This is a genomic window from Bacillus gaemokensis (assembly GCF_001590835.1).
Lineage (GTDB): Bacteria > Bacillota > Bacilli > Bacillales > Bacillaceae_G > Bacillus_A > Bacillus_A gaemokensis.
This window is the reverse complement of the sequence record NZ_LTAQ01000005.1, coordinates 66,522-90,721: the sequence shown is the minus strand read 5'-3', so window position 1 is coordinate 90,721 and position 24,200 is coordinate 66,522. Positions and strand designations below refer to the sequence as shown.

The 24,200-nt window shown below is 34.7% G+C and carries 20 protein-coding genes and 3 pseudogenes; 8 read left to right on the top strand and 15 right to left on the bottom strand.

The window, feature by feature from the left end:
• The first annotated feature begins 372 nt into the window (after window positions 1-372).
• The gene (locus tag AZF08_RS08360) at window positions 373-1,764 is read left to right on the top strand and encodes an amino acid permease (protein WP_033675122.1); all 1,392 of its coding nucleotides are present in this window, start codon (window positions 373-375) and stop codon (window positions 1,762-1,764) included.
• Between the two features lie 182 nt (window positions 1,765-1,946).
• A complete protein-coding gene (locus tag AZF08_RS08355) occupies window positions 1,947-3,500 on the top strand; it encodes a DNA-binding protein (protein WP_033675123.1) in 1,554 nt (517 codons plus the stop codon).
• A 32-nt stretch (window positions 3,501-3,532) separates the two neighbouring features.
• Here AZF08_RS08355 and AZF08_RS28495 read toward each other — a convergent pair.
• A pseudogene (locus tag AZF08_RS28495) lies at window positions 3,533-3,779 on the bottom strand (DUF2339 domain-containing protein); the annotation flags it as partial.
• Between the two features lie 117 nt (window positions 3,780-3,896).
• On the opposite strand from AZF08_RS28495, the gene AZF08_RS08350 reads away from it, so the two are divergent.
• A complete protein-coding gene (locus AZF08_RS08350; protein ID WP_033675124.1) occupies window positions 3,897-4,445 on the top strand; it encodes a DUF3916 domain-containing protein in 549 nt (182 codons plus the stop codon).
• A 34-nt stretch (window positions 4,446-4,479) separates the two neighbouring features.
• Here AZF08_RS08350 and brnQ1 read toward each other — a convergent pair whose 3' ends face one another.
• Window positions 4,480-5,802: a branched-chain amino acid transport system II carrier protein BrnQ1 gene (gene brnQ1 / locus AZF08_RS08345; protein WP_033675125.1), complete on the bottom strand. Its 1,323-nt coding sequence runs from the start codon at window positions 5,800-5,802 to the stop codon at window positions 4,480-4,482.
• A 322-nt stretch (window positions 5,803-6,124) separates the two neighbouring features.
• Between brnQ1 and AZF08_RS08340 the strand changes: the two genes are divergently transcribed.
• The gene (locus tag AZF08_RS08340) at window positions 6,125-7,510 is read left to right on the top strand and encodes a peptide MFS transporter (protein WP_033675126.1); all 1,386 of its coding nucleotides are present in this window, start codon (window positions 6,125-6,127) and stop codon (window positions 7,508-7,510) included.
• Window positions 7,511-7,538: 28 nt separating this feature from the next.
• On the opposite strand, the gene AZF08_RS08335 is transcribed toward AZF08_RS08340, so the two are convergent.
• The 5 genes from AZF08_RS08335 to AZF08_RS08315 form a co-directional block, all read right to left on the bottom strand.
• On the bottom strand, window positions 7,539-8,600 hold the full coding sequence (locus AZF08_RS08335; RefSeq protein ID WP_033675127.1) for a YHYH domain-containing protein: 1,062 nt from the start codon (window positions 8,598-8,600) through the stop codon (window positions 7,539-7,541).
• Window positions 8,601-8,742: 142 nt separating this feature from the next.
• Window positions 8,743-9,378, bottom strand: coding sequence for a class A sortase (locus AZF08_RS08330; RefSeq protein ID WP_033675128.1), 636 nt, complete (start codon window positions 9,376-9,378; stop codon window positions 8,743-8,745).
• Between the two features lie 146 nt (window positions 9,379-9,524).
• A complete protein-coding gene (locus tag AZF08_RS08325) occupies window positions 9,525-9,998 on the bottom strand; it encodes a hypothetical protein (RefSeq protein WP_033675129.1) in 474 nt (157 codons plus the stop codon).
• Window positions 9,991-10,209 (bottom strand): helix-turn-helix transcriptional regulator, encoded by a 219-nt coding sequence (locus AZF08_RS08320; RefSeq protein ID WP_033675130.1) that lies wholly within the window; start codon window positions 10,207-10,209, stop codon window positions 9,991-9,993. Before AZF08_RS08320 ends, AZF08_RS08325 begins: the two co-directional genes overlap by 8 nt.
• Window positions 10,210-10,319: 110 nt before the next feature.
• Window positions 10,320-11,630, bottom strand: coding sequence for a 3D domain-containing protein (locus AZF08_RS08315; protein WP_033675131.1), 1,311 nt, complete (start codon window positions 11,628-11,630; stop codon window positions 10,320-10,322).
• Window positions 11,631-12,047: 417 nt separating this feature from the next.
• On the opposite strand from AZF08_RS08315, the gene AZF08_RS08310 reads away from it, so the two are divergent.
• The 3 genes from AZF08_RS08310 (at window position 12,048) to AZF08_RS08300 (ending at window position 14,837) form a co-directional block, all read left to right on the top strand.
• Window positions 12,048-12,860 (top strand): undecaprenyl-diphosphate phosphatase, encoded by an 813-nt coding sequence (locus tag AZF08_RS08310; protein WP_033675132.1) that lies wholly within the window; start codon window positions 12,048-12,050, stop codon window positions 12,858-12,860.
• Window positions 12,861-13,183: 323 nt separating this feature from the next.
• On the top strand, window positions 13,184-13,486 hold the full coding sequence (locus tag AZF08_RS08305) for an antibiotic biosynthesis monooxygenase family protein (protein WP_033675133.1): 303 nt from the start codon (window positions 13,184-13,186) through the stop codon (window positions 13,484-13,486).
• Between the two features lie 199 nt (window positions 13,487-13,685).
• Window positions 13,686-14,837 carry a VanZ family protein gene (locus AZF08_RS08300; protein ID WP_033675134.1) on the top strand — a complete coding sequence of 384 codons (1,152 nt, stop codon included), beginning with the start codon at window positions 13,686-13,688 and terminating at the stop codon, window positions 14,835-14,837.
• 3 nt (window positions 14,838-14,840) lie between these two features.
• Here AZF08_RS08300 and AZF08_RS08295 read toward each other — a convergent pair whose 3' ends face one another.
• The 6 genes and pseudogenes from AZF08_RS08295 to bdhA form a co-directional block, all read right to left on the bottom strand.
• Window positions 14,841-16,154, bottom strand: coding sequence for a D-arabinono-1,4-lactone oxidase (locus tag AZF08_RS08295; RefSeq protein WP_033675135.1), 1,314 nt, complete (start codon window positions 16,152-16,154; stop codon window positions 14,841-14,843).
• Window positions 16,142-17,314 carry an amino acid deaminase/aldolase gene (locus tag AZF08_RS08290; protein ID WP_033675136.1) on the bottom strand — a complete coding sequence of 391 codons (1,173 nt, stop codon included), beginning with the start codon at window positions 17,312-17,314 and terminating at the stop codon, window positions 16,142-16,144. The genes AZF08_RS08295 and AZF08_RS08290 overlap by 13 nt, the downstream gene beginning before the upstream one ends.
• Window positions 17,315-17,420: 106 nt before the next feature.
• Window positions 17,421-18,425 (bottom strand): sphingomyelin phosphodiesterase, encoded by a 1,005-nt coding sequence (sph, locus tag AZF08_RS08285; RefSeq protein WP_033675200.1) that lies wholly within the window; start codon window positions 18,423-18,425, stop codon window positions 17,421-17,423.
• A 164-nt stretch (window positions 18,426-18,589) separates the two neighbouring features.
• Window positions 18,590-19,441 (bottom strand): phospholipase CerA, encoded by an 852-nt coding sequence (gene cerA / locus AZF08_RS08280; RefSeq protein WP_033675137.1) that lies wholly within the window; start codon window positions 19,439-19,441, stop codon window positions 18,590-18,592.
• Window positions 19,442-19,701: 260 nt separating this feature from the next.
• A pseudogene (locus AZF08_RS08275) lies at window positions 19,702-19,941 on the bottom strand (potassium channel family protein); the annotation flags it as partial.
• Window positions 19,942-20,083: 142 nt separating this feature from the next.
• The gene (gene bdhA / locus AZF08_RS08270) at window positions 20,084-21,136 is read right to left on the bottom strand and encodes a (R,R)-butanediol dehydrogenase (protein WP_033675138.1); all 1,053 of its coding nucleotides are present in this window, start codon (window positions 21,134-21,136) and stop codon (window positions 20,084-20,086) included.
• A 225-nt stretch (window positions 21,137-21,361) separates the two neighbouring features.
• Between bdhA and AZF08_RS08265 the strand changes: the two genes are divergently transcribed.
• On the top strand, window positions 21,362-22,516 hold the full coding sequence (locus AZF08_RS08265) for an MFS transporter (protein ID WP_033675139.1): 1,155 nt from the start codon (window positions 21,362-21,364) through the stop codon (window positions 22,514-22,516).
• 29 nt (window positions 22,517-22,545) lie between these two features.
• Here the strand turns inward: AZF08_RS08265 and AZF08_RS08260 are convergent, their stop codons facing one another.
• Both AZF08_RS08260 and AZF08_RS31170 read right to left on the bottom strand, forming a co-directional pair.
• A complete protein-coding gene (locus AZF08_RS08260) occupies window positions 22,546-23,388 on the bottom strand; it encodes an N-acetylmuramoyl-L-alanine amidase (RefSeq protein WP_051725791.1) in 843 nt (280 codons plus the stop codon).
• 432 nt (window positions 23,389-23,820) lie between these two features.
• Window positions 23,821-24,161, bottom strand: a pseudogene (locus AZF08_RS31170) (hypothetical protein).
• Window positions 24,162-24,200: the final 39 nt, after the last annotated feature.

The window sequence follows — 24,200 nt, the reverse complement described above, 5'->3', positions numbered from 1 at the left end:
TCACTAATAGTTCGAATTTTAAGTTTAAGTCTGACAAATTGAAAAACGTTTCTTTTTAGGCGGTAGAGAGCATCTGTTCATGCATAGAAGCGGTCAGATCCTTTTTCTGCCCCATGCCAAGTGAAAACAAAGAGAGAAATGAGTGCAGGTCATCTTTTGTTCTTCATAGCCGCAATTTAAATGGGTTTATATATCAGCAAATCATTCTTCACTCACTACTAAACAAAGATATTATTTTACAAGAACATAGATATAGTACAGTTAAATACCATTTGTTTTTGTAGCACAACAGAAGGAAATGTTTTATAATTTAAAATAGTTGAATATCACGTAAACGCATTCAAACTTTTTCATCCTACAAGGAGGCTTCTTATGCAAAACACAAACAAATCAGGCACTTTAAACCGAGGTTTAAAACAAAGACATATTACATTAATGTCCCTTGGATCAGCTATTGGAGTTGGATTATTTTTAGGGTCTGCTTCAGCTATTAAGTTAGCTGGACCTTCTATTTTACTAGCTTACCTGATTGCTGGGCTTGTTATTTTCTTCATTATGCGTGCTCTTGGTGAAATGGCAATTGAGCAACCAGTCGCTGGTTCCTTTAGTAAATATGCCTATGATTACCTAGGGCCATTAGCAGGTTATATTACTGGATGGAACTACTGGTTTTTATGGGTTGTTACTTGTATGGCGGAAATCACTGCAGCTGGGATTTATATGGAATTTTGGTTTCCAGATATCCCGCGCTGGATTTGGGCATTGATGGCTCTTGTATTAATGAGCGCCTTCAACTTTTTATCTGTAAAAGTATTTGGAGAACTTGAATTTTGGTTTGCTTTAATCAAAATTGTCACAATAATCAGTATGATTGTAATTGGGACTGGCATTATTTTATTCGGTTTCGGAAATGACGGTATCGCAACTGGAATTTCAAATCTTTGGTCACACGGCGGATGGTTTCCAAATGGGGTTTCTGGATTACTCCTTTCCTTACAAATGGTTTTATTCGCGTATCTAGGAGTAGAACTTATCGGTGTCACAGCTGGTGAAGCGCAAAATCCAAAGAAAACACTTGCCAAAGCGATTGATAACGTATTTTGGCGTATTTTACTATTCTACGTTGGAGCCTTATTTGTTATGATGGCGATTTATCCATGGAATGAACTTGGAGAGAAAGGTAGTCCCTTTGTATTAACATTCCAGCAAATTGGGATAGCAAAAGCAGCAGGAATCATCAACTTCGTTGTCTTAACGGCAGCTCTTTCTTCTTGCAACGGTGGTTTATTTAGTACAGGACGTATGCTATTTACATTGGCACAGCAAAAAAAAGCACCTGAACAGTTTGGTCGTTTAAATAAAAATGGCATTCCAAGTAAAGGAATTTTAGCAACTTCTTTCGTCCTACTCGTTGGTGTTATATTAAACTACCTCGTTCCTGCAAAAGTATTTACATGGCTTACTAGTATTTCAACGTTCGGCGCAATTTGGACATGGGGAATCATATTAGTTTCCCAAATTCAATTCCGCAAAGGATTACCAGCACAAAACAAACAAAACTTAACGTACAAGATGCCTTTATATCCATTAAGTTCTTATTTTTCACTTGGTTTCCTTGTACTTGTATTAGGAATTATGGCTTATTCAGAAGATACACGAATTGCATTAATTGTTGGTCCAATCTGGTTGATTGCACTAGTCGTTGTGTATTATTTGAAAGGGTTTCATAAGATAGATAAGGTACCGAATTCAAAAATTAGTTAAATATATTTCCCCTTCCTTATCACAAGGAAGGGGTTTTCTTATTTTCACACAAATATTTCTCAACAAAATTCACTCTACTTTTACAAATTTTTTGCGAATTCTACATTTTCCATCTTTATTTTCATGAAAAAATCTATTACATTATTAAGGCGAGTATATTTATTATTAGGGGGGATTCTTCTATGAAGAACAAAAAATGGCTTAAATTTTCGTTAGCAACAGCAATTACATTCAGTATAGGAAGCGCTTATATTCCACCCGCTTTCGCTGAAAGCTCCGTAGATCCAGCACCTGAAATTGCTGCAAAAGTAGTCAATCAAAACAGTGGGAAGAAAGTATTATTTGATAACACACATGGTCAAACAGCAGGTACAGCTGATTGGGTCATTGATGGGGGTTTTTCTGATTTTGGAAACGGCATTGCCAAAAATGGATATTTTGTCAAAGAACTTCGCCAATCTACACCTATTACATATGAGAATTTAAAAGATTATAACGTATTTATCGTTCCTGAAGCAAACATTCCTTATAAAAAATCCGAGCAAGACGCTATGCTACAATATGTTAAAAATGGCGGCAGCATCTTCTTTATTGCAGATCATTATAATGCAGATCGTAATAAGAACCGCTGGGATTCTTCAGAAGTATTTAATGGATATAGACGCGGGGCATGGAACAATCCTGCAAAAGGAATGTCTAATGAAGAAATAAACTCTGTCGCGATGCAAGGAATAGAGAGCTCTGATTGGCTAGCACAAAACTTCGGTATTCGTTTCCGCTATAATGCACTAGGTGATACTTCTGCCAAAAACATTGTCTCGCCTGAACAGTCATTTGGTATTACAACAGGCGTTTCGTCCGTAGCAATGCATGCTGGTTCTACCCTTGCTATTACTAACCCTAAACTAGCCAAAGGACTCGTATATCTTCCAGAAAACCCACCAAAGTGGAATAATGCTGTTGATAGCGGTGTTTATAATGGTGGTGGTATTGCAGAAGGTCCTTATGCTGCAATTGCCAAAGTCGGACTTGGAAAAGCGGCCTTTATTGGTGATTCTTCTCCTGTTGAAGATGCATCGCCAAAATATGTTCGTGAAGACACGGGACAATCTAAGAAAACATACGACGGATATAAAGAAGAAAATGATGCTATCTTGTTGGAAAATATCGTAAATTGGTTATCCAAACAAGAAACCTATACAAGCTTAGATCAAGTAAATGGTTTACAACTGGATAAACCAACACCTTTACAAACATTTGAACAACCAAATTTATCAACCGAACCACAACCAGAACCTTGGAGTGCCCCAAATCAAGGCTATCAATGGTTTAATACTAATACATTTAAACCTGGTTCATATGGATATAGCGGTACAATAACTACACCTGTAAGTAATTACGTAGTTACTCATCCTAGCATTCTACCAAACAATGAAATGTTTCAAATAAAAATTCAAGTAAATAACTTATTACCTAATACAACGTATAACAATTATTCTTTAGGGATTTTCACAACTGGTGGAACACAAGTTGCAAAAGTTCAAAATGAAAATGGCACTTGGCCGTCCACTTTTGGATATAGCGACGCTTTCTCGTTCACAACAAATAGCCAAGGTTTTGCTGAAAAAATCGTAAATGTACAACTGGTACCAAATACAAACGGACAAGCAACACTGCGCCTTCGTCAAAATACAACTGCAAAATATAATGAAACTGTTACGATTAATAAGAAGTAAACAAAGAGCAATCCGTATGGGATTGCTCTTTGTTACTCACCTTTTTCTTTTGAAAAAAACATTCTAGAAATAACGATTCCAAGTCCACCAACAATTAGGAATAGTACCGCTCTAATCATCATTGAAACTTCTGGTAAATCAAGGAAAAAACTTCCCTACTGTCACAACTAAAACAACTAAAACAGCGTACAATATTTCATCCATTTTCCTCTTCCTTCCAAACCAAACTGCAAATAATGCATATACCATCCACAATAACGATACAGACACACTAATAATTCCAATTACTTATATCATACTCTTATTCTATTTGTTTTTTTAGAATGTTTTTCCTAATAATATCCAATCTCTGCTATTATAATAACAAATAGAAAATATCATTTATGAGGTGTTGCTTTGAAACAAGGTATCAGGAATAATCGTCCGAAAAAGAAAATACGTAGTTTAAGACGTGCTTGCCGTAATTTCTTAACGTATACCAACAAGCATACAAGCTCTTTACCAAATGCTAATGAACAGTCTGCTTTAGGCTGCTGGTCTATTCATCTTCCCTTCCATCCTTCTTATATGAATTCACAACGTAAATCAAACTCGATTAAACGATTTTATTTACAGACTGCAATCAATCGATTAGAGCATTTAATCGATATAAAAACGACAGCTGAAAAAGAGTATCGCATTTATTTTGTTGTCTCTTTTCCTAATTTGCACACCTCAAATATCTTAATTGTATTTAGTAAACAAGGAATAGAACGTTTTTTTGAAGGATTTCTAGGTAGATACATGGATGGACCTCAGTGGATTTCATTACCACAAGAACGCGATATTGAAAAAGAATTTGGCTTGCTTATACCTAAAGGATTACAAGTAAAAGGATATACAGAAATTTTTACTGATGCTGATTACAATGACAAAGAAATATGGTTTATCGGGGAATTAGACTAAATCTCTTCCAATGATGTAAAAAAGGTGTTTTCCATTACAGAAAACACCCTTTTCGTCTAATTTTTTTATTTATACAAACACTTACAAGCGTTCCAAGACACCCACCTACAATAGCTGGAATCAACCACCCTACTCCTTCTGTATAAAAAGGAAGATTTTCTAAGAAAGGTGTCCACTTTTCCATTAATACATTACGATTTAAAATATCTATCCCACTAAATACCGCTACTATTCCAATCGTTATAGGATATATATAAACATACCGGCTGATATGTTTATGGCACAACCCTAAAATAATAAGCGTTAAAGCAATTGGATATATAAATCCAAGAATCGGAACTGATACTTTTAAAATCTGCGTTAACCCTAAGTTAGCAAGAATCATACTAACAGCACTTAATATAAAAGCCCAAACTTTATATGAGACTTTTGGAAATACTTCTGCAAAAAACTGACTGCAAGATGTAACAAGTCCAATGGAGACACATAAACAAGCAACAGTGAAAATAGTACCTAGCAATATCAGACCACCTTGTCCAAATAATGTAGTCATAACTTGCGCTAATACGTTTGCCCCATTATCAAATTCTCCAATTGAACCACTTACTGATCCGACATATCCAAGAATGATATAAATAAGAGACAACAATAGACCTGCCCCAATACCAGCCATGCTCATATATTTCGCTAAGCCCTTTTCATCTTGTACACCTTTTGCACGTAAAGCATTTGCAATAACAATCCCAAAGATTAAAGCTGCTAAAGCATCCATCGTTAAATAGCCATCTAAAAAACCTTGAAACATAGGAACTTTAACATAATTCCCCACTGGTGCTTTAACATCTCCTACCGATGTAAACATACTCTTTATAAAAATAAGAGCAATCATACATAATAATAAAGGTGTTAATACCTTTCCAAACAATCCCATCAATTTCGATGGCGATAAACTTAACCAATACACAATACTAAAGAAGATTACCGTATAAAGCAGTAACACTATACTACCTGACTCTGGAAACAACTGACCTGGTCCCATTTCAAAAGCTAAACTTCCCGCACGCGGTATTCCAAGGCCAGGGCCTATAAACAAGTAAACTACACAAGGGAAAATAATTGCAAAAGAGGGATGGACCCGGCTTGCTAAATCTTGAAAGCTTCCTGCTTTAGCGATGGCAATTACACCTAATATCGGAAGCCCTGTTGCTGATATGATAAAGCCTAACAACGCAATCCACACATGCTCTCCTGCTTCATATCCAAGGAAAGGTGGGAATATAAGATTTCCAGCCCCAAAAAACATGGAGAACAACATTAGGCTAATAAGTAAAATTTCTTTTTTCTGTAACAATTTCATCTCTTTCTCCTTCTCATTCTATATATATACATTTTGATTTTCCAATATCTAAATTACGGCTATGAAAACAAAAGGAACTGACCGCTTCTATGCATGGACGGATTCTCTCTTTCCTCTAAAAAGAAATGGTTTCTTGCACTTATATGCTAGAACAAACATAGTCCATAGTCTACCACAAAAGAAATCCCCATTCTATATCTATCCTGTTTTCCAATTTCTTCTGAAAAATCGACCTTTATTGACTTTCAATAGTTAATTAAGTAAAATATTAAATATACAAAACTATTAACTTTGTTTTCGTTTGTGTCAGGAGGAAACTTATATGGAATCAACGATACAACTTGAGAAAAAACAACAAAGAAACAAGAAACATCCTCCAGGTTTATACTTACTCTTCTTTACAGAAATGTGGGAAAGGTTTAGTTACTATGGGTTACGAGGATTATTAACACTATACTTAACAACAACTTTAGTAAGCGGTGGTCTTGGGTTTAGTCCAGGATGGGCACTTTCTATCTACGGTTTTTACACTGGAGCGTGCTATTTCACTCCATTAATTGGTGGCTTCTTAACAGACCGTTTTCTAGGTAGACGCTTAGCCATCACTATGGGTGGCGTGACAATGGCAATTGGTAACCTTATACTTTTTGCCTTACAAAATCAAGTCGGCCTATACCTTGGACTCGCGCTTATTATTATCGGTAACGGTTTCTTTAAACCAAATATTTCTACGCTTGTAGGCGAACTATATGAAGAGCATGATCCAAAACGTGATAGTGCATTTACAATTTTCTATATGGGCATTAACGTAGGTTCATTTTTAGCACCACTCGTTTGCGGATTTTTATCAGAAAATTTATTCAAAACAACAATCGATGGTGTTGTTCATTTCGGTTTCCGTTACGGCTTCTTAGCTGCTTCAATCGGTATGATTATAGGTCAAATCTTATTTACAACATTGTCTAACCGTTTCCTTGGTGATATCGGAAAAAAACCAACTAGAGATTTACAAACAACATCAGGTAAACAAACAGCTGGGAATACTCCACTGACAAAAAAAGAAAAACAACATACAGCAGTTATCGTGATTCTAACTTGCTTCGTTGTCTTCTTCTGGGCTGGTTTTGAACAAGCCGGTAGTTCATTAACATTATATACAAACAAATTTGTGGACCGCTCGGTATTCGGATGGGAAGTTCCAACATCTTGGTTCCAATCAGTCAATCCATTGTTCATTATTTTACTTGCCCCAGTTATCTCAGCTTTATGGGCTAAACTTGCGACTAGAAAACGTGGCGATTTAAAAATCCCAGCCAAAATGGGACTCGGTATGATTTTGCTCGGAATTGGTTATATAGTTCTTGTTATCGCTACATTAAAAACAGGTAGTGACGAACATACTATGACAGAAAAAGCAAATCTACTCTTTATTGTCTTTACGTATCTGTTCCATACATTAGGTGAATTATTCCTATCACCTGTTGGCCTATCAATGGTGAGCGCCCTAGCACCAGTAAAACTTGCTTCATTACTTATGGGTGTCTGGTTAGCAAGTTCAGGAATTGCTAATGTTTTAGGTGGACAACTCGCTAGCTTCACAACTTCACTTGGATATTCCGAAGTATTTGCTGTCATTGGAGCAGTAGCTATTGTTCTAGGGTGCGTCTTATTATCACTTTCTAAAAAGCTCGTAAAGTGGATGGATTAAAAAAGATGAGGGATTTCCCTCATCTTTTTTATGCATTCTCACCTTTTTCAATTGCTTGTTCATATAATTCTTTATAATCCTTGTATTCACTTGGTACAAATCTTTTATAAAAGAAAGAAAGCCAGCTTTCCCCTTTTCTATATCCTTCTTCACGGATTTCCGTTGCCTTTTTATTCGATTTAAATCCTTCTGTAAACCATTTCTTTAATGGTTCATTTTTTTCATACTTAGATGGAACTTTTAAATCATAATTCTCAAATGCATATGTATAGCCTTCTTTACTTACCATTTTTTTCTTAGCTTGATATCCCTTGTCATAAGCTACTTCATATGCCTTTATATATTCTTCCTTTTCAACATTTCCAGGTTTCTTTTCTGCTAACTCTTTTCCAGCCTTTTCACCTAAATGAGATTGCTCTTGTTTTACTTTTTCAGTTCTTTCTTTATTTCCTGACTGAAAACCTTCTGCAAAGTTTATTTTATATCCTGGAGCAACTTGGCTATCATCCATTGTCTCTTGAGCTAATCCTTGCTCTTTTCCTTTTTCAAACTGACCTTTTTTTTGCTCTAATAATACCCACGCTGTAGAATAAGTTCCTGTAAATGCTTGCTTATACGTTTCTGACTTTCCATTCAAATGCCCTTCTACATTGTTTTTCCCTGCTTGAAAATCAGTTTCTCCAGCTTTCTGTCCTTCAACCTGACCTTTTTCAGTATCTACTTTACGCTGCGCTTCCTCACGTTGACGTACCTCTTCGGCTTTTCGTTGTTCTTCAGCTTTTCTTTGCTCTTCCGCCGCACGCTGTTTTTCTTCTGTAGCTTTACGATTTGCTTCAGCTTGCTTTTCCGCTTCTACAGCACTATTATCTTGGCTAGGCGCTTGCTGTGTTGTACCGCTATTCGAAGCAGGTGTTTCTTTTTTATTATGATAGTGATATTCTCCATCTTGTAACCCCCACTTCGCACAATTTGTACGACATGTATGTCCACCATTAGCATCTGTACGCCCTGGATGTGCATAAGCTGAAATTGGAGCTACTAATAATGCCATACCTGCTGTTAAAATAAATGCTTTTGCTTGTTTTTTCACTCTTTTTCCTCCCAAAATCTATCATTATAATTTCATTATACAACAATAGAGTAATATTTAAATATATACTAAAATATTCTTTTATTTCCTAATATTAGTTAAACAAAAAAGGTTCACTCTTAATCAGAGTAAACCTTTTTGTTTAACTATTTATTTTTTTCGTTTGTACAAAATCTCCAGTAATAACAAAGCGCTTTGAATTATCTGATACAGATACACACGTAATAAGCGTTACTTCCGTTTTCTCATGATCTTCTACAACTTCCCACTTATCAGGAGTTACTTCCGATACACCTGTAACGGCATACTCATATTCATTTTCATTATCATATAAATAAATTTTATCGTTCTTTTTTAATGAAGATACATCACTAAATAAAACACCTTTTTTTGACATATTATGCCCAGCAAGCGCATAGTTTCCTTTTCCCATCTCTTGCTTATCTTTTACAGTTGTCGCTCCTGATAATAAGTTTTTCTCAGTCGAACCATTTAAAACTGGAAGTTCTAATGAAATACTCGGAATAGAAATACGTCCAATTACTTGTTTTTTATCTAACGATGCATTTGCTACTTCCGCTAAATCTGGTTGCTGAATCTTTGAAGCATCTACAAATTTCGTTTCTTGCTTTTGATATTCCATTTTTTGAACAGCTTGCACATTCGCTGTTTGCTTCTCCTCTGCCTTATATCCATCATAAAATGGCTTTCCGATTAACACACCACCTATAACAAATAAAAGGATCGCTAGTACACTATAGATTCTTCGCTTATTCATATAAAATTCCTTTCCCCTACAAAATATTACTCTATATAAAATGATAAAATAATATCTATTTATACACAAGTATAAGAAAAAAGAAACCTTCCATTTATTATGAAAAGTTTCTTTATATATCATTTTTCTATGTGATCAGTATACCTTTAAGCAATTTTATTTCGATAGAGCGAAATATGAAACACAGTCATTTGGACAAATAAAATAAGAAATACTATATACATAGGATAAGCAGGAATATACAAATTTATAACTGGAGATAAAATTAGCAGTCCAGCCGCAAACGGTAAAACAAACCAAAGCGAAATAAAAGTAGTACGGCAGGCTTTTTGGGTAATCATTTTCTCACGCTCATCTTCTCCTGGAAACAACAAAGGAAACATCCAAAAGGATAATTTTTCATATTTTTTCTTTTGCACTTTATACATAATAAAGAATACTACTCCCAAGATTGCTAAATAGAAAATAGGCTTAAGATTTATGAATACCTCAAAAGTCTCTCGCTTTGTACGAAGAATAGTAGCGAACTCCATATACGCATAAAACAACTCAATAAACGCCCAAGCAGCTAAACATGTATACACGACACTCATCACATAAGAAAGAACAACCCTATTCATCTCCTTTTCCCTCCTTATCTAGTACAAAGACATCCTCCATCTTCAAATCAAACACATCACAAATCGTCAGCGCTAATAATAGTGAGGGAACGTAATCGCCCTTTTCAATTGCCGCAATGGTTTGCCTCGTTACTCCAACTTTTTCAGCCAATATACTTTGTGTGAAGTTAAAGCGAGCTCTTAGCTCCTTCACTCGATTCAAAATGGTCATTTTTACCACCTCTTACCATTATTATATGATAGACTTTACAAAATGTAAACTCAACTTAACATCAGATTCAAAAAAATCCAACTTTACATGCTGTAAAGTTGGATTTCACTTTAATTTAAAATTGTAACTTTAACGTTTTTTCTACCCCAAGCGCTTGATTTAGCTTTATCTGGCATTAATACATCAATTCTATGGCCTTTAATCGCACCACCTGTATCTGCTGCAATTGCTGTTCCATACCCTTCAACGTATACAGTGGATCCTAATCGAATAACCGCTGGATCTACGGCAATTAATTTCATTCCCGGATTTGCAGTTAAATTATAATGTCCCCATGCTGAATATACCTGTTCTCCTGGTTTATAACCATTCTCAGATGGATCCGCTGTATAAGCAGTAGCTTCTACATAAATCTCACGACCGTTAGCTGGTTTTGAATCCGGCTGAGTGTTTGGTTTTGACGCCGGATTAGTTGCTGGCGTTGTCGCCGGTTTATCATTAGTACTTACAGTTTCAACTGTTTTTGGTGCTGAAGCTTCTTCTTTTTTCTTAGCAGCTGCTCTTTCTGCTTCTGCATCTGCTTGTGCTTTTGCGATAGCTTCCCTTTCAGCTTTTGCCTCTGCTTCTGCTTTTGCACGAGCTTCTGCTGCTAATCTTGCTGCTTCTTGCTCACGAGCGATTGTTTCTTGTACTGCTTTCATATTTGATTCAATTTTCGATTTTTCTTGTTCAGCTAAATTGAGTTGACCTGCAATTTGATTGTATTTCGCTTGCACAGCTTGTAAATTTTCTTGACGTTTTTTCAAATTATCTTGTAAGTCAGCTTGTACCTTTGCTAATTTTTGTTTGTCTATCCCTAAAGATGCCTCTTTTTCATCAATTGCTTTTTTATCTTCTTCAATTTGACGAAGATCTTGTTCTTGCAATCGTAAAATTTCTTTATCCGCATCTAAGATTGTAGATACTGCATTCATACGTTGTAAGAAATCAGCAAAATTCTTTGATTCCACAACAACTTCAACTACTAAACTCGTATTTGAGCTATTTTGAACAGAAACCATACGTTTCTTCATAATGTCTTTACGAGAAAGTACTTTATCTTCTAAAACAATAATTTCTTTCTTTTTTTGCTCAATTTGCTTATGCGTTTCATCGATTTTCCGTTGAATAGCAGCTTGCTCTTCTTTATTTTTTGTAATTGTATTATTTAAATTATGTAGTTCACTTTCGATACCTTTAATTTCTTTATTAACAGCTTGCTTCTCTTCTTCTTTTTTCTGAATATCATCGTTATTCTGCTGCAATTGCTGTTGCATGTTGTTTAATTTCTCGTCGTTTGACTCAGCTTTGACAGCGACTGTACTAGAAAGAACAATCATTCCTGCTAATACTAGACTACTGATTCGCTTAAAATAGTTCATAATCCGACTCCCTTCTCTTACAGTTATACATGATTTATTTTACAGTTTGTTTACAAACTCATTAAATACAGTTTATTTTTCATGACAAAAAAATAAACAAAACCTGTAAAATGTAACAAATTCTTAACTTTTTAATAATCTATATCCACATAAATCTTACAAAAAGTAGATTCGAATATTAGAAGACAAAGATTACACGAGATTAAAAACATTGTCAAATCTTGCACAACTATTATTTATGTTAAACTCCTTCCCGACACAATGTACCAAACAGATATAACCGGATTTAAAATTATATTTTCTAGCTATATTGAAAAGTGAATTTTTTAATTTTTTCGATTTTCTCTAAATTTCAAAGTCCTCTTTTGCTATAATGGAGAAGTTGTCTTTTTAAAGAATGATAACAAGGAGGATGTTATGGAACAGTTTTATTATATTTTAAAGTATTTAGTTCTTGGTCTATTTCAAGGACTAACAGAACCAATCCCAATTTCTTCAAGCGGTCATCTCGTTTTAGCACAACATTTGCTAGGATTAAAAATAGAAGGCTTTAGCTTTGAACTGCTTGTTAACGCAGCTTCTTTATTAGCTGTATTACTTATTTATAGAAATGACTTAATTCGCCTTACAAAAAATGGTCTATCCTATATATTTACAAGAGCAGAAGAAACAAAATCAGATTTCTTCTTTATCATTTATCTTATCATTGCTACTATTCCAGCTGGCGTAATTGGTGTGTTATTTAAAGATTATATTGAATACTACTTAAAAGGTATTAAAATGGTTGGAATTTCTCTTATCATTACCGCCATTGGCCTTTGGATTATTCGCAATTTACGCGGCCGAAAAAATGATGGCGATCTATCTATGAAAGATGCTATTATTGTTGGTCTTGCTCAGGCTTGCGCACTTATTCCTGGTATTAGCCGTTCTGGTGCTACAATTGTTGCTGCGATGTTACTTGGTATGAAGCAAGAAACTGCTCTTCGCTTTTCATTCTTATTATATATTCCTGTTAGTTTAGGTGGATTATTACTAAGTATTACAGACATTGCTAAAGATCCAAATTTAAATACTTTATTTGTACCCTACCTCGTTGCATTCATCGCGACGTTTATCATGACCTATATTTCATTGAAGTGGTTTATGAACATTATGGCTAAAGGGAATTTAAAATACTTTTCATTCTATTGTATTATCGTAGGTGTACTAACTATTGTTTTCTTATAAAGTAAAATCTAAAGGGTGTCCCGTTCAATCGGACACCCTTTTATGTAGCTAAGATTAAATATATCCACTCATTATTAGTCCTCACCCATCTCTTTTTATACATGCGGTACTAACGTAATGAAAAATTTGTCGTCTTCCTTTTATTTACTCGTAGTTTTCAGAATAGTATAATATTTACTATGATACACTATTTTGCGGATAAGAGAATTCTCGATTACAAACTTTCTCATTCTCGTAAGTACTACCGGAGGGATTGCACATGTTATGAATAAAACAGGATATCCACTCTAATTTCTTATACTACATATAAAAGGAGTGCAATCATGTTTATTGTTACAAAGCTCATTCATATTAAATCAGGTTATGAAACTGAAATTATACATTCTTTACAGCAACACTATCCATCATCTGGAAGTCATGGGTTTATTAACTTAGAATTCTCCCGTATGAAACATACCCAGCATGGGACCGAATACATGATTCGTATATTATGGAAAACCCAAGAAGATTATCAAGAATGGATTTCTCAAAAAAAGCAAACTGCAATCACAACATGGCAAAATAAATTTCAAAGCTATATTCTGTCTTCAAAATCCAATGCTACCCATGTTAAATATCTTTACTAAAAAAGAGTCTTCTGCCATTCGCAGTAAGGCTTTTCTTCATTTATCCCACTATTTCTAGACAGTAATACTATAGCTCTACTACCTACTAAGCCTTTACCTTTAACTTTCAAAATGATATCCTCTCCTAAAAGTGAGATTTGTTTTAATAGTTTTTAAGAGCTATAATGAAAAACGAATTCTTTTCGAAAGGAGCAATATTTTGACATCTTATTTATTTCCAATTAAAACAGCATTTATCTTATTTCCTATTTTAGCAATGCTTCTTTTAATTCCCTTTTTAATATTTAATTACAGAAAATATGGCTATTTAAATAAATGGCGATCATTTATTTTATATTCTTTATTCCTTTATCTATTAAATGCCTATTTCCTTGTTATTCTACCGTTACCACAAACCTATGATACTTGTAGCTTACAGCCAGCTAATACGCAGCATATGCAACTCGTACCATTCTATTTCATTCAAGAAATTACCAATCACACAGTAGCTATTCTAACAAAGCCAGTTACCTATTTTCATCTATTAAAAGAATCTGCCTTTTTACAAGTTGCATTTAATGCCCTGTTAACGATTCCATTCGGCATGTATTTACGATATTACTTCCGCCGTAGTTTCTTACAAACTATAGTCTTTTCACTTTGTCTTTCATTATTCTTTGAAATAACACAAGTAACTGGATTATATGGCATATACAATTGCGCGTATCGTTTGTTTGATGTGGATGATTTATTTCTAAATACACTTGGCGGAGCAATTGGATATTTCATTGCACCAATATTTATGTATTTCCTTCCTAAATCAAGCGAATTAGATGCACATATTGATTTAGCAACGAAACCAGTTGGATTTATTCGCCGTCTCATTGCCATGCAAATTGATTGGATTTTCTTATCTATTGTTGTACCGGTTATTAAAAATAAGGGTAATCATCTTTTTATTTCTAGTATCCAATCTTATACGAACTTATATGAACTTATTTTCGTTACAGGGGCAGTCTTTACCTATTTCATTATCATTCCATACTTTACGAATGGAAAAACAGTTGGAAAAGCATTGCTTCGTATTCATATTAAAGGACAAAATGAACGGATTACACTAAAAGAATTATTCATTCGTTACGGTCTGTTCTATTTTGTTTTAGGCGGAATTAACTATATACTCTCTAGTAGTTCCATTTTAAACCGTACAGATACTCTAGTTCTGATCGTTATATTATTATTTACATTTGTGATTAATGGTCTTTTTATTATCCATGTTCTATTACATATATTTAGTCGTGATAAATTACTATTTTATGAACGTATCAGTCATACAAGAAATGCTATTACACTCAAAAGAGCTGACAAATAATTGTCAGCTCTTTTTTACGATAGAAAACATCTTTGCTACATATGGATTTAAAAACATACCCGTTTCATCTAGTAACTTTCTTACTTGTAAAAAGGAATGGAATTCTGGATACAGATGTTGCAATTGTTCATATTTCATTGTGTGCATTTTTCCCCAATGTGGACGTCCTTGGTATTTTTGAAAAATATGTTCTACCGCCCCAAAATAAGCAGCATATTTCATTCCCTTATACATGTGAACAGCAATATAAGCCGAATCCCTTCCATACGCAGGACTTAACCATATATCATCCCCTCGCACATAACGACATTCAATAGGAAAATGCACTCGGAACTTTTTTTCTTGAATAAGATGATGAATCTCTTCTACAACATCTTTCATATACTGAGCAGGAATGCTATACTCCATTTCATAAAAGCGCACATTACGGGATGTTGCAAATACTTGATAACTTGGACCAATTGTTTTTGTATTCGGTACTACCTTGGCTGATAGCTGACTAACTCCTTTACTTATCGCAGGAATAAACTTACACCCTTTAGATAATAAAGAAAAAGCCATATTTTCAAGAAACTCTGTTTTTAACTTATGCCACCTCAGATCATTCCCCTTAACTTTTGTTTCGTTTGTTATTTTCACTTGAACATCATCGGAATATGGAAAAATAAAAAATTCAAAATGGCGATGTTGTTTATACTCTTCTAGTCTATCCATCACAGTAGAAAAAGATTGCTTTTCACTACAATACATAAGGGAATAAGCGGGTATTACTTTAAGTTTTACTTTTACAATAATTCCAAGCATACCAAGTGATAACTGAAATGCCTTCCAATACTCATGGTGTTCTTTCTCAGAACAAACTATCATTTCTCCTGAAGCAAGAATAGCCGTAACTTCTACTACCTGTGTCGATAAACTTCCCAATGTAATGCCTGTCCCATGCGTTCCTGTACTAATTGCTCCTGCAATAGATTGCGAATCGATATCTCCTAAATTTTCTTGTGCATAACCTTTTTCTTGCAGCAATCGTCCTAAATCATACAGCTTTGTTCCCGCCCATACTTCTACTGTCAATGATTTAGAATCTATATTTACGATTCCTTGTAGTTCATCTAAAGAGAGAAGAATTTCTTCAGTTTGAACAAGCGGTGTAAAAGAGTGACCTGAACCAACAACACGAACTCTCTTTCCCTTCTCTTTTGCAAAGTTCACTACTTCCATCACATCTTGTATACTTTTAGGGGACAACATATATTGCGGATTTGCTTCTACATTCCCCGTCCAATTCCTCCACTTTTCTCCTTTTACAGAAAGCATTGGCCATCCCCCCGATATGTTGCATATTCTCCAACAACCTTTCCATCTACTATACGATGTAACGTTGAAAAGCGCTCACATAATTCCCCAGCTTTACTATGGCGAAACAACATAACATCTCCAATTGTTATATGCTCTGATCCCTCATAATAAACAGGAGTTTGCACCTCACCTGCCCCTTCTAAAGATAACAATTTAGCTCCACTTGGCTTCCAAACTTCTGGTTGCTTATCTCTCCCAACTGATCCTGAAGCAATATACCCACCACCTAAGCAAGTATAAATATGAGAATCCGGCTGCCGAACAATCGGTAACGCAAATCCAATAGCTGGTGTAAATCTAACATCTTTGTAATAATCAAAGAGTTTAGGAGAATAAAAAGCTGATCCTATTGTAATCTCTGTGACTGATTTATCTTGCACAGTCGTTTTTATACTTCCTGTACCACCTCCATTTACTAAACGGAGGTCAATTCCTTGCTCTTGTATCGCTCTTACAATGTCCTGCCTTCTCGTCATTGCTTCAATTACTGATTTTTTCTTTATATAAGAGACAACCTTATTCTTCACCCCCTGTTTTGGGACATTATCTCCTACCCCTGCAATTTGTGCTTCATATCCCATTACACCCTCTATTTGTAGAACTGACGAGTCCATAGCCTTTTTTAACACTTGTAACACCTCATGTGCAGACCGTAACGGTGAACGTCTTACACCAAAATGAAAATGAAAAAAGCGGCTACTCATATCAATATCAATACATATTTGAAATTCCCCGCCTGTTTGCACCGCAAGTTTCTCTAAATACGTAATATGTTCCTCGCAATCTACCATACAGGTAATTGTAAATCCTTGTTTTGTAAGCAAACTAATTTCCTTCAGTGCTTGCTCATCATAGGCAGGATACCCAAGCAATAAATCATCAAATCCTTGTTCTATTAAAAATAATACCTCCCGTGGTGAAAAGCACATAATTCCTTGAAAACAGCTATCATAAGCTAATATTCGCTTCATCACTGACACAGATCGTAACGATTTACTTGCTATACGAATTTTCTTTCCTCCACTTAATTGAACAATAGATTCAATATTTTTCTCTAACGCGTCTTCATCAAGAAATGCACATGGTAATGGAACCTTTTGAAATATGTTACGTTCCACACTTTTCTCTCCCCTTCTATATATGTCTTATATATATTGGAAAGAAACGATTATTTTCCTGTCTATAAATACAAAAAGTTTCTTCTTTACGAAGAAACTTTTTTAACTATTTCATAGTAATGGTCGCCTCTACTGGATAATGATCTGAATAATCATTATACTTATATGTTTTCAGCCATGAAGTAACAGACCACTCGGGAGACTTTGGTTGTAATACTTTATTCTCTACATGTACTGGCCTTGCATGATCGTTATCCGCAATTACATAATCTAAATATTCTGCTGCCGCAGTTGGAAAATTATATTTTGCAATACTGTTCGTCGTAGCATCCCAAGTTGCAGTATATCCTGTATAAGAAGGAACGGTAGCATGCAACGTTTTAAACATAGACGCATATTCCGATGTATTATTAGCATCCTTAGGATCACCACCATTTATTTTATTGACATTCATATCACCACCAATTAATACATACTCATTACTTGGAATGTTTTTATTTTGAATAAACCCCTGAATCTCTTTCAATTGTTCAGTACGTACAGATGATGATGAAGTCTTCCCACACATATTATCTTCTGCTTGTAGATGTGTCCCAATGACGTGAATGAAACGATCATTCTTCTTGATTTTTGTATATACGAACCCTTTATTTGATAAATTATCTGGTCCACAACCCTTTTCGAATACATATTGAATTTTTTCGACGATAGGCCATTTACTGACAATCGCAACTCCTCCATCTTCAGGAGTTGTTGATGAATAATTTCCTAATGTCTGATCCCATTCCTTTCCGCTATTACGCCCTAACACCGCTGTTTGATTTGGATATTCTTTTCCTAAGTTTTTTAATAGGCGATCTGATGTCCCATTATCAAAAATCTCATTTAATATAACAACATCCTGATTTTTAATATAATCAGCCGTCCCAATTAAATCAGCTCGCTGATTTTGTCCCCAGTTTGGATATAAATTCGTTGATAACATATATACATTATGTGTCATTACTTTTATTTGATTAGTAGACGTTTCAGCTTGTACTGAGGAACTACTATATAAAGCTGCAAAACCAATTCCAAAACTAAGTACACCTTTTAGTAATTTACCTTTCATCATTCTATTCCTCCATTGATCCCGCATTAACTGGCAGTAAAAGCTCGATTAGTTTAACTAATAATCAGTGAGGATAAAGCCCCACTAATTAAAGTTCCACTTTATTTTACAGTTGTAAAAAAAGACCAAACACTCTAAGAGAAATTTGGTCTTTTTAATGCCATTTACCGATTTACATATGTATCAAACCAAAGCTGAATATATCCAGCTGTTACACGTTGTGCCTCTATTAAACGCTTTCCTGCTGTTGGTGTAACTTCTGCACGCCATTTATCTGCGTATTCTTGTGAAACCGCAGCTCTTACGAACCAATCCTTTGTAGTATCATTTACAATGCCAGCATAGTCTTGCTTAGCAGCTACAGCCGCTCCATGAATCCAATCTGCAGGGTTCGTACCTTTCCAATTCCAATATCCGTCCCCATCATTTACCTTATAATTATCTTTCACTGTATCAACAAAGTTTTCAAATTTGGAATGGAAACCTTGTGGATAAGATAGATTTGTAAAATTTGCTGCATGCATCGGCTGATTCACATCTCCTAAATAATGAAGAGACAATCCTAAATAAAAGAATGCTTGTTTTCTATCATTCTTTTGATAAGATTCACCAGCAAGTTTAAAATATTTAGCTCCCGTTTCTTTTGCTTGCTTTGCAAATGGAATATATGTCTTCCCAGTATCAGGATCATAGAAATGAGAGGCGAATGTACTATTATCATAGTAAGGGTTTTCATAATCTGCTGCATAAATACCGTTTTCTAACTCTGTACGCCATTCATTTAATACCGCTACGTGATCTTGCTTCACAAGTGTCGTATTGCGAGACATTATGTCAATTGCACGATTAACAATCCATAAATGTGAATTCATACCTTCTTTATGTTTATCTTCAGCAGACCATCGTTGAATGATACCCACCTTTTGTATCTCATCATTTTCATGCGCAAACGCCACACTTTGTAATGGCGCTACTAATGTAATTGCTGCTGCTAAAGCTAATACTTTCTTTTTCATATAACACCCTCCGTTTAGATTTCATTTAATTAAGGTCATACAATTCATATAGTTAACCTACGCTAAGCATATCCCACCTCTCTATCAATTTCTATTGATAAAATTCATTATGCAAACCTTCATATCGCTATCATCCTATATATCTTATAGATATCAATATGGTTCATTTGAATTGTAATAAACAAATATTAATTCTCTGCAAAGAAATCACTAAAATATTGTAAAAAAATAAAAGCAATCAGATCTACTCCTGATTGCTTTTACTCTTTCTTTTTCCCCGACAATACACTTGGCAATTGCACGTTTACAGCTAGCTTATGAATAAACCCAAACACTAAACCAATTCCAATGCAAATATAAAATATCGTGAAGATTTTTCCAAAATCAGTTTGTGGGCTAAAATCCCCATAACCAACTGTCGTTAATGTCACAACGCTAAAATATAATGCGTCAATAATACGTAAACCTTCCACCGTACTATGAAAACTCCCGCCACTTATCTCCTTCGGCTCTTGAAGTGGGGGGTTCTCATGTATCTTCTCTAGCAGATGCTTAACACGAGTGGAGCTTTTTTCTCGATTTTTTGATAAAAAAAGTAGCCTTCTTCCATTTCTAGAAAAAGACTACTTCTTTATATATATATTATTTAGGTGAAACAAGAATTTTCACTTGTGTTTTATCTTTTACAAGCGCTTCGAATCCTTCTTCTACAACTTGATCCACTGTAATTTTTTTCGTAATTAATTTCTCTGCTTGAATTTGACCAGAGCTAATTAATTTAATAACGGCTGGGAAGATGTGACGATATCCAAGAATACCAATAACTTCTTTTTCTTTTAATACTAAGTTATTTGGAGTAATTTTCGCATCGTTTTCCCATACACTAACAATAACAGTTTGTCCTTCAAAGCTTGTGCTTTCAATCGCTTGACGAAGTACAACTTCAACACCTGTTACTTCAAAGCTAACATTTACACCTAAACCATTTGTTAAGTTACGGATTTCTGCTAATACATCTTGTGTTGCTGGATTTAATACGTAATCAGCACCTGCTAATTTCGCTAATTCTTGACGTTCTTTAGAAAGTTCAACTGCAATAACAGGAGTTGCTCCTGCTGCTTTTGCTGCCTGGATAACAAGCAGTCCGATTGGTCCACAACCAAATACAGCTATAGCTTCGCCTTCTTTTAATTTACTTTGACGTACTGCATGAACTGCAACTGCTGCTGGCTCTACAAGTGCGCCTTGTTCATAGGTCATTTCATCTGGGATATGGTGAACCATATCTGCTGGTACTACTGTATATTCAGAGAAGCCACCGCCATCTCCACCAAGACCGTGGAAAACAAGTTGTTCACAAACGTTATAATGGCCATGTTTACAAGCTTCACATTTACCACAAGAATAAATAGGTTCCACAACAACGCGGTCTCCTACTTTATGATTCGTAACACCTTCACCGACTTCAACAACTTCACCACTAAACTCATGACCTAAAATAACAGGTGCTTTCACATGTGTTAGTGGATGTTCTTCTGTTGGAATAAAAATAGGTCCTGCTAAATATTCATGTAAATCTGTTCCACAGATACCACACCATTTAATTTTGATTTTTACTGCTCCTGATCGGACAGTTGGTTCTGGAACTTCTTCTACTCGTACATCACGTTGATTATGCCAAAGTAATGCTTTCATTTTATACATCCCTCTCTATGTATATACTTAACCTGGTGAAGTTTACAAATCTATTATAGTACTTTTATCCATATATTTCAAAACAACAATCCGAATTAAACCAATTTTTAACAATAAATGTTCATTATTTTGTCACTTTGTACTTTTTTCCACATCTGTTAATTCAATTTCATTGCAGGTGAAATTCGCATTGTGCCATAATAGCATAGGAGAGGTGAATATCGCTTGAAATATTTTATTTATTTTATTGTTATCGTAGCTTTTTTAGATACATTCTCACAATTACCTATTATGAGTACTTACGCACAAAGCCTTGGAGGAACGCCTCTTATTATTGGGCTTGTTGTAGGTATGTACTCATTCGCCAATATGATTGGTAATATTATTGCCGGTGGAGCTGTTGATAAATTTGGAGCAAAGAAAGTACTTTATATAAGTATGGGAATTACAAGTTTCATAGTCTTATTATATACCGTCGTCCAAAATGGTGAACAATTACTGATCGTTCGCTTTCTGCACGGATTTAGTGATGGATTTTTAATCCCTGCTGCCTTTACTTTCTTATCTAAACAAACAAAATCAACAAAACAAGGAAAGGCAATGGCACTATCCGGTGCAGCAGTTGGAACAGCAGCAATCGTCGGTCCTGCTTTCAGTGGAATTATGAAAGCGACCGCAGGTATACAATGGGTATTTATTACAATATCCGTTTTAATGGTACTCGGTACAATCGTATCTCTGTTCTTATTACCAAACCATGTGACAAGAACAGATGCATCACGTACACAAATGATGAACAAAGAAGATATGATTGGTCTGTTAAAATCTGAACCATTATTGCAAGCATACCTTGGCGCATTTACATTAATGTTTTCACAAGGAATTGTCACTTATATGTTACCGATGAAAGTAGAAGCATTGACACTAAAAGCGTCTACAACAGGTATGATGATGAGTGTCTTTGGTATTACAGCAATCCTTTTCTTCTTATTGCCGACAAATCGCATTTTCGATCGCTTTAACCGTTCGAAAATGATGATCATTGGCATTGGGGTCATGGCACTTGCATTATCATTACTTGGTCTATTCACTACAAAAGGGATGCTCTTTATTGTCATGATGATCTACGGAATTGGATTCGCTATCCTCTTTCCTTCTATTAACGCTTTACTTGTTGAAAATACAGCCGAAGACCAGCGCGGTAAGGCATTTGGGTTATTTTATGCGTTCTTCTCATTAGGAGTAGTTGCTGGTTCATTTACGGTGGGCGCAATTGGGGCGTCACCGAGCTTAAGCTTTGTAATTGGCACAGCATTCTTACTAACATTTGCTGGCATGATTTATATAAGAGGAAGATTAAAAAAGACAATGATGGGTTAACTCATCATTGTCTTTTTCAAATCGAACCTTTACTGTACAACCTCAACATATGAAGGATTAGCAGTTATATAGTTTCCTGATTTTAGCTTATACATTTTTGCACCATTTACGGTTAACGTTTCCACAACAGTGAATACATCACCTTTTTTCACAGTACCAGCTCTTGCATTCCAATCAGGTTGATTATAATAATATAACTCTACTGGTTTTACACGAATTAGGAACGTTTTCTTTTGTAAACCAAAGGCTTTCACTAAACCGTTTACATGTCCTCTTGCAAGTTGTTCTCTAAATGTTGCATTACCTAATTTTTGAGCGTCTTCTACCTGATCAATAAACCCATTTTCAGTTAATACTGCTGGCATATTTGTCTCTCTTAACACATGGAAGTTATTTGTCTTTATTCCTCTATCATCAAAATCAATTGTCTTCATTATTTCTTGATGAATTAAATTTTGATAAGTCGTAGTTGGTGCTCCTGCATTTGGATAACTATAATCTTCATAACCAGAGCCACCACCACTATTAATATGTACAGATAAGAAGAAATTCGCTCCCCAATTATTTGCATCGGTTGTTCGCTGTGTTAGCGTAGGATACACATCACTTGTACGACTCATTCTAATTTCATGACCCGTATACTCTGCATTTAAAATGTTACGAATACGCAATGCGATATCTAATGTTAAATCCTTTTCTCGCAAACCATTTCCAATAGCTCCTGTATCCGTTCCACCATGACCTGGATCAAGGTAAATTTTAACTGTCTCCGCACTTGCATGTGCAGTTGGTATAACAAAATACATACATGCTAAACATAATAAAACAATACTACCCTTTACAAAAGCTGATAAATTTCTCAATGTTGTCACTTACTTTACTCTCCCTTTACATACAAATTTTTAAATATTCCCTACACTCTAAATCTACTAGACATTACATTTGCTCTCTTTAAAACTTATTTAAATCAAGCTACTAAACTACTACTATCCTTATTAATTCTTTTGAATTTTACTCAAAATAAAAAACAAAATCAATATATAATTTTGTTTTTCTTTAATAATTATTTTTTAAAACTCAAAATTAGTAAAACCTTGAAATATATGTATTCATATATAAGTAAAGTGGTAGTTTCATTCTTTTATCTTTTTCAAAAGTGTATTTTTTTATATTTTATAAGCTCATTACTTCCTATTTTTATTCAATAACCTTAGAAATCTCTCTTGTTCCTTTTTACTTTTTATTAATAACCGTACCCGAATACCACTTTGCAGATAAGAACGCACCTTATTGTAACGTCCCTCTCAAAATTTCACCTTCAATTTCCCTCTCTTAATAATCCACATTGCATTGTACTTTTCATATAAATAATACAACGGATAACAAAACATAAAGAAAATAAGTACGGTTGGTACATGCTCTATGATAGAAAAATAATTAACTAATAACTCTTTTATACTCGCACCAATAAAGATAAAGAGTGGAATAATAACAATCCCTATGCCCATTAAAAATGGTGTTACATTCGTTTCTTTTAACTTTACCTTACAATGAGGGTATCTTATTGCAAACGAATGTGGAATATCATAATATTCTCCAGAGTAATATTACCTGTACATTGCGGACATACAATCATTTCTTTCATTTTCAATTCCCCCTTTCTATTTACTAAAAAGAGTCCTAT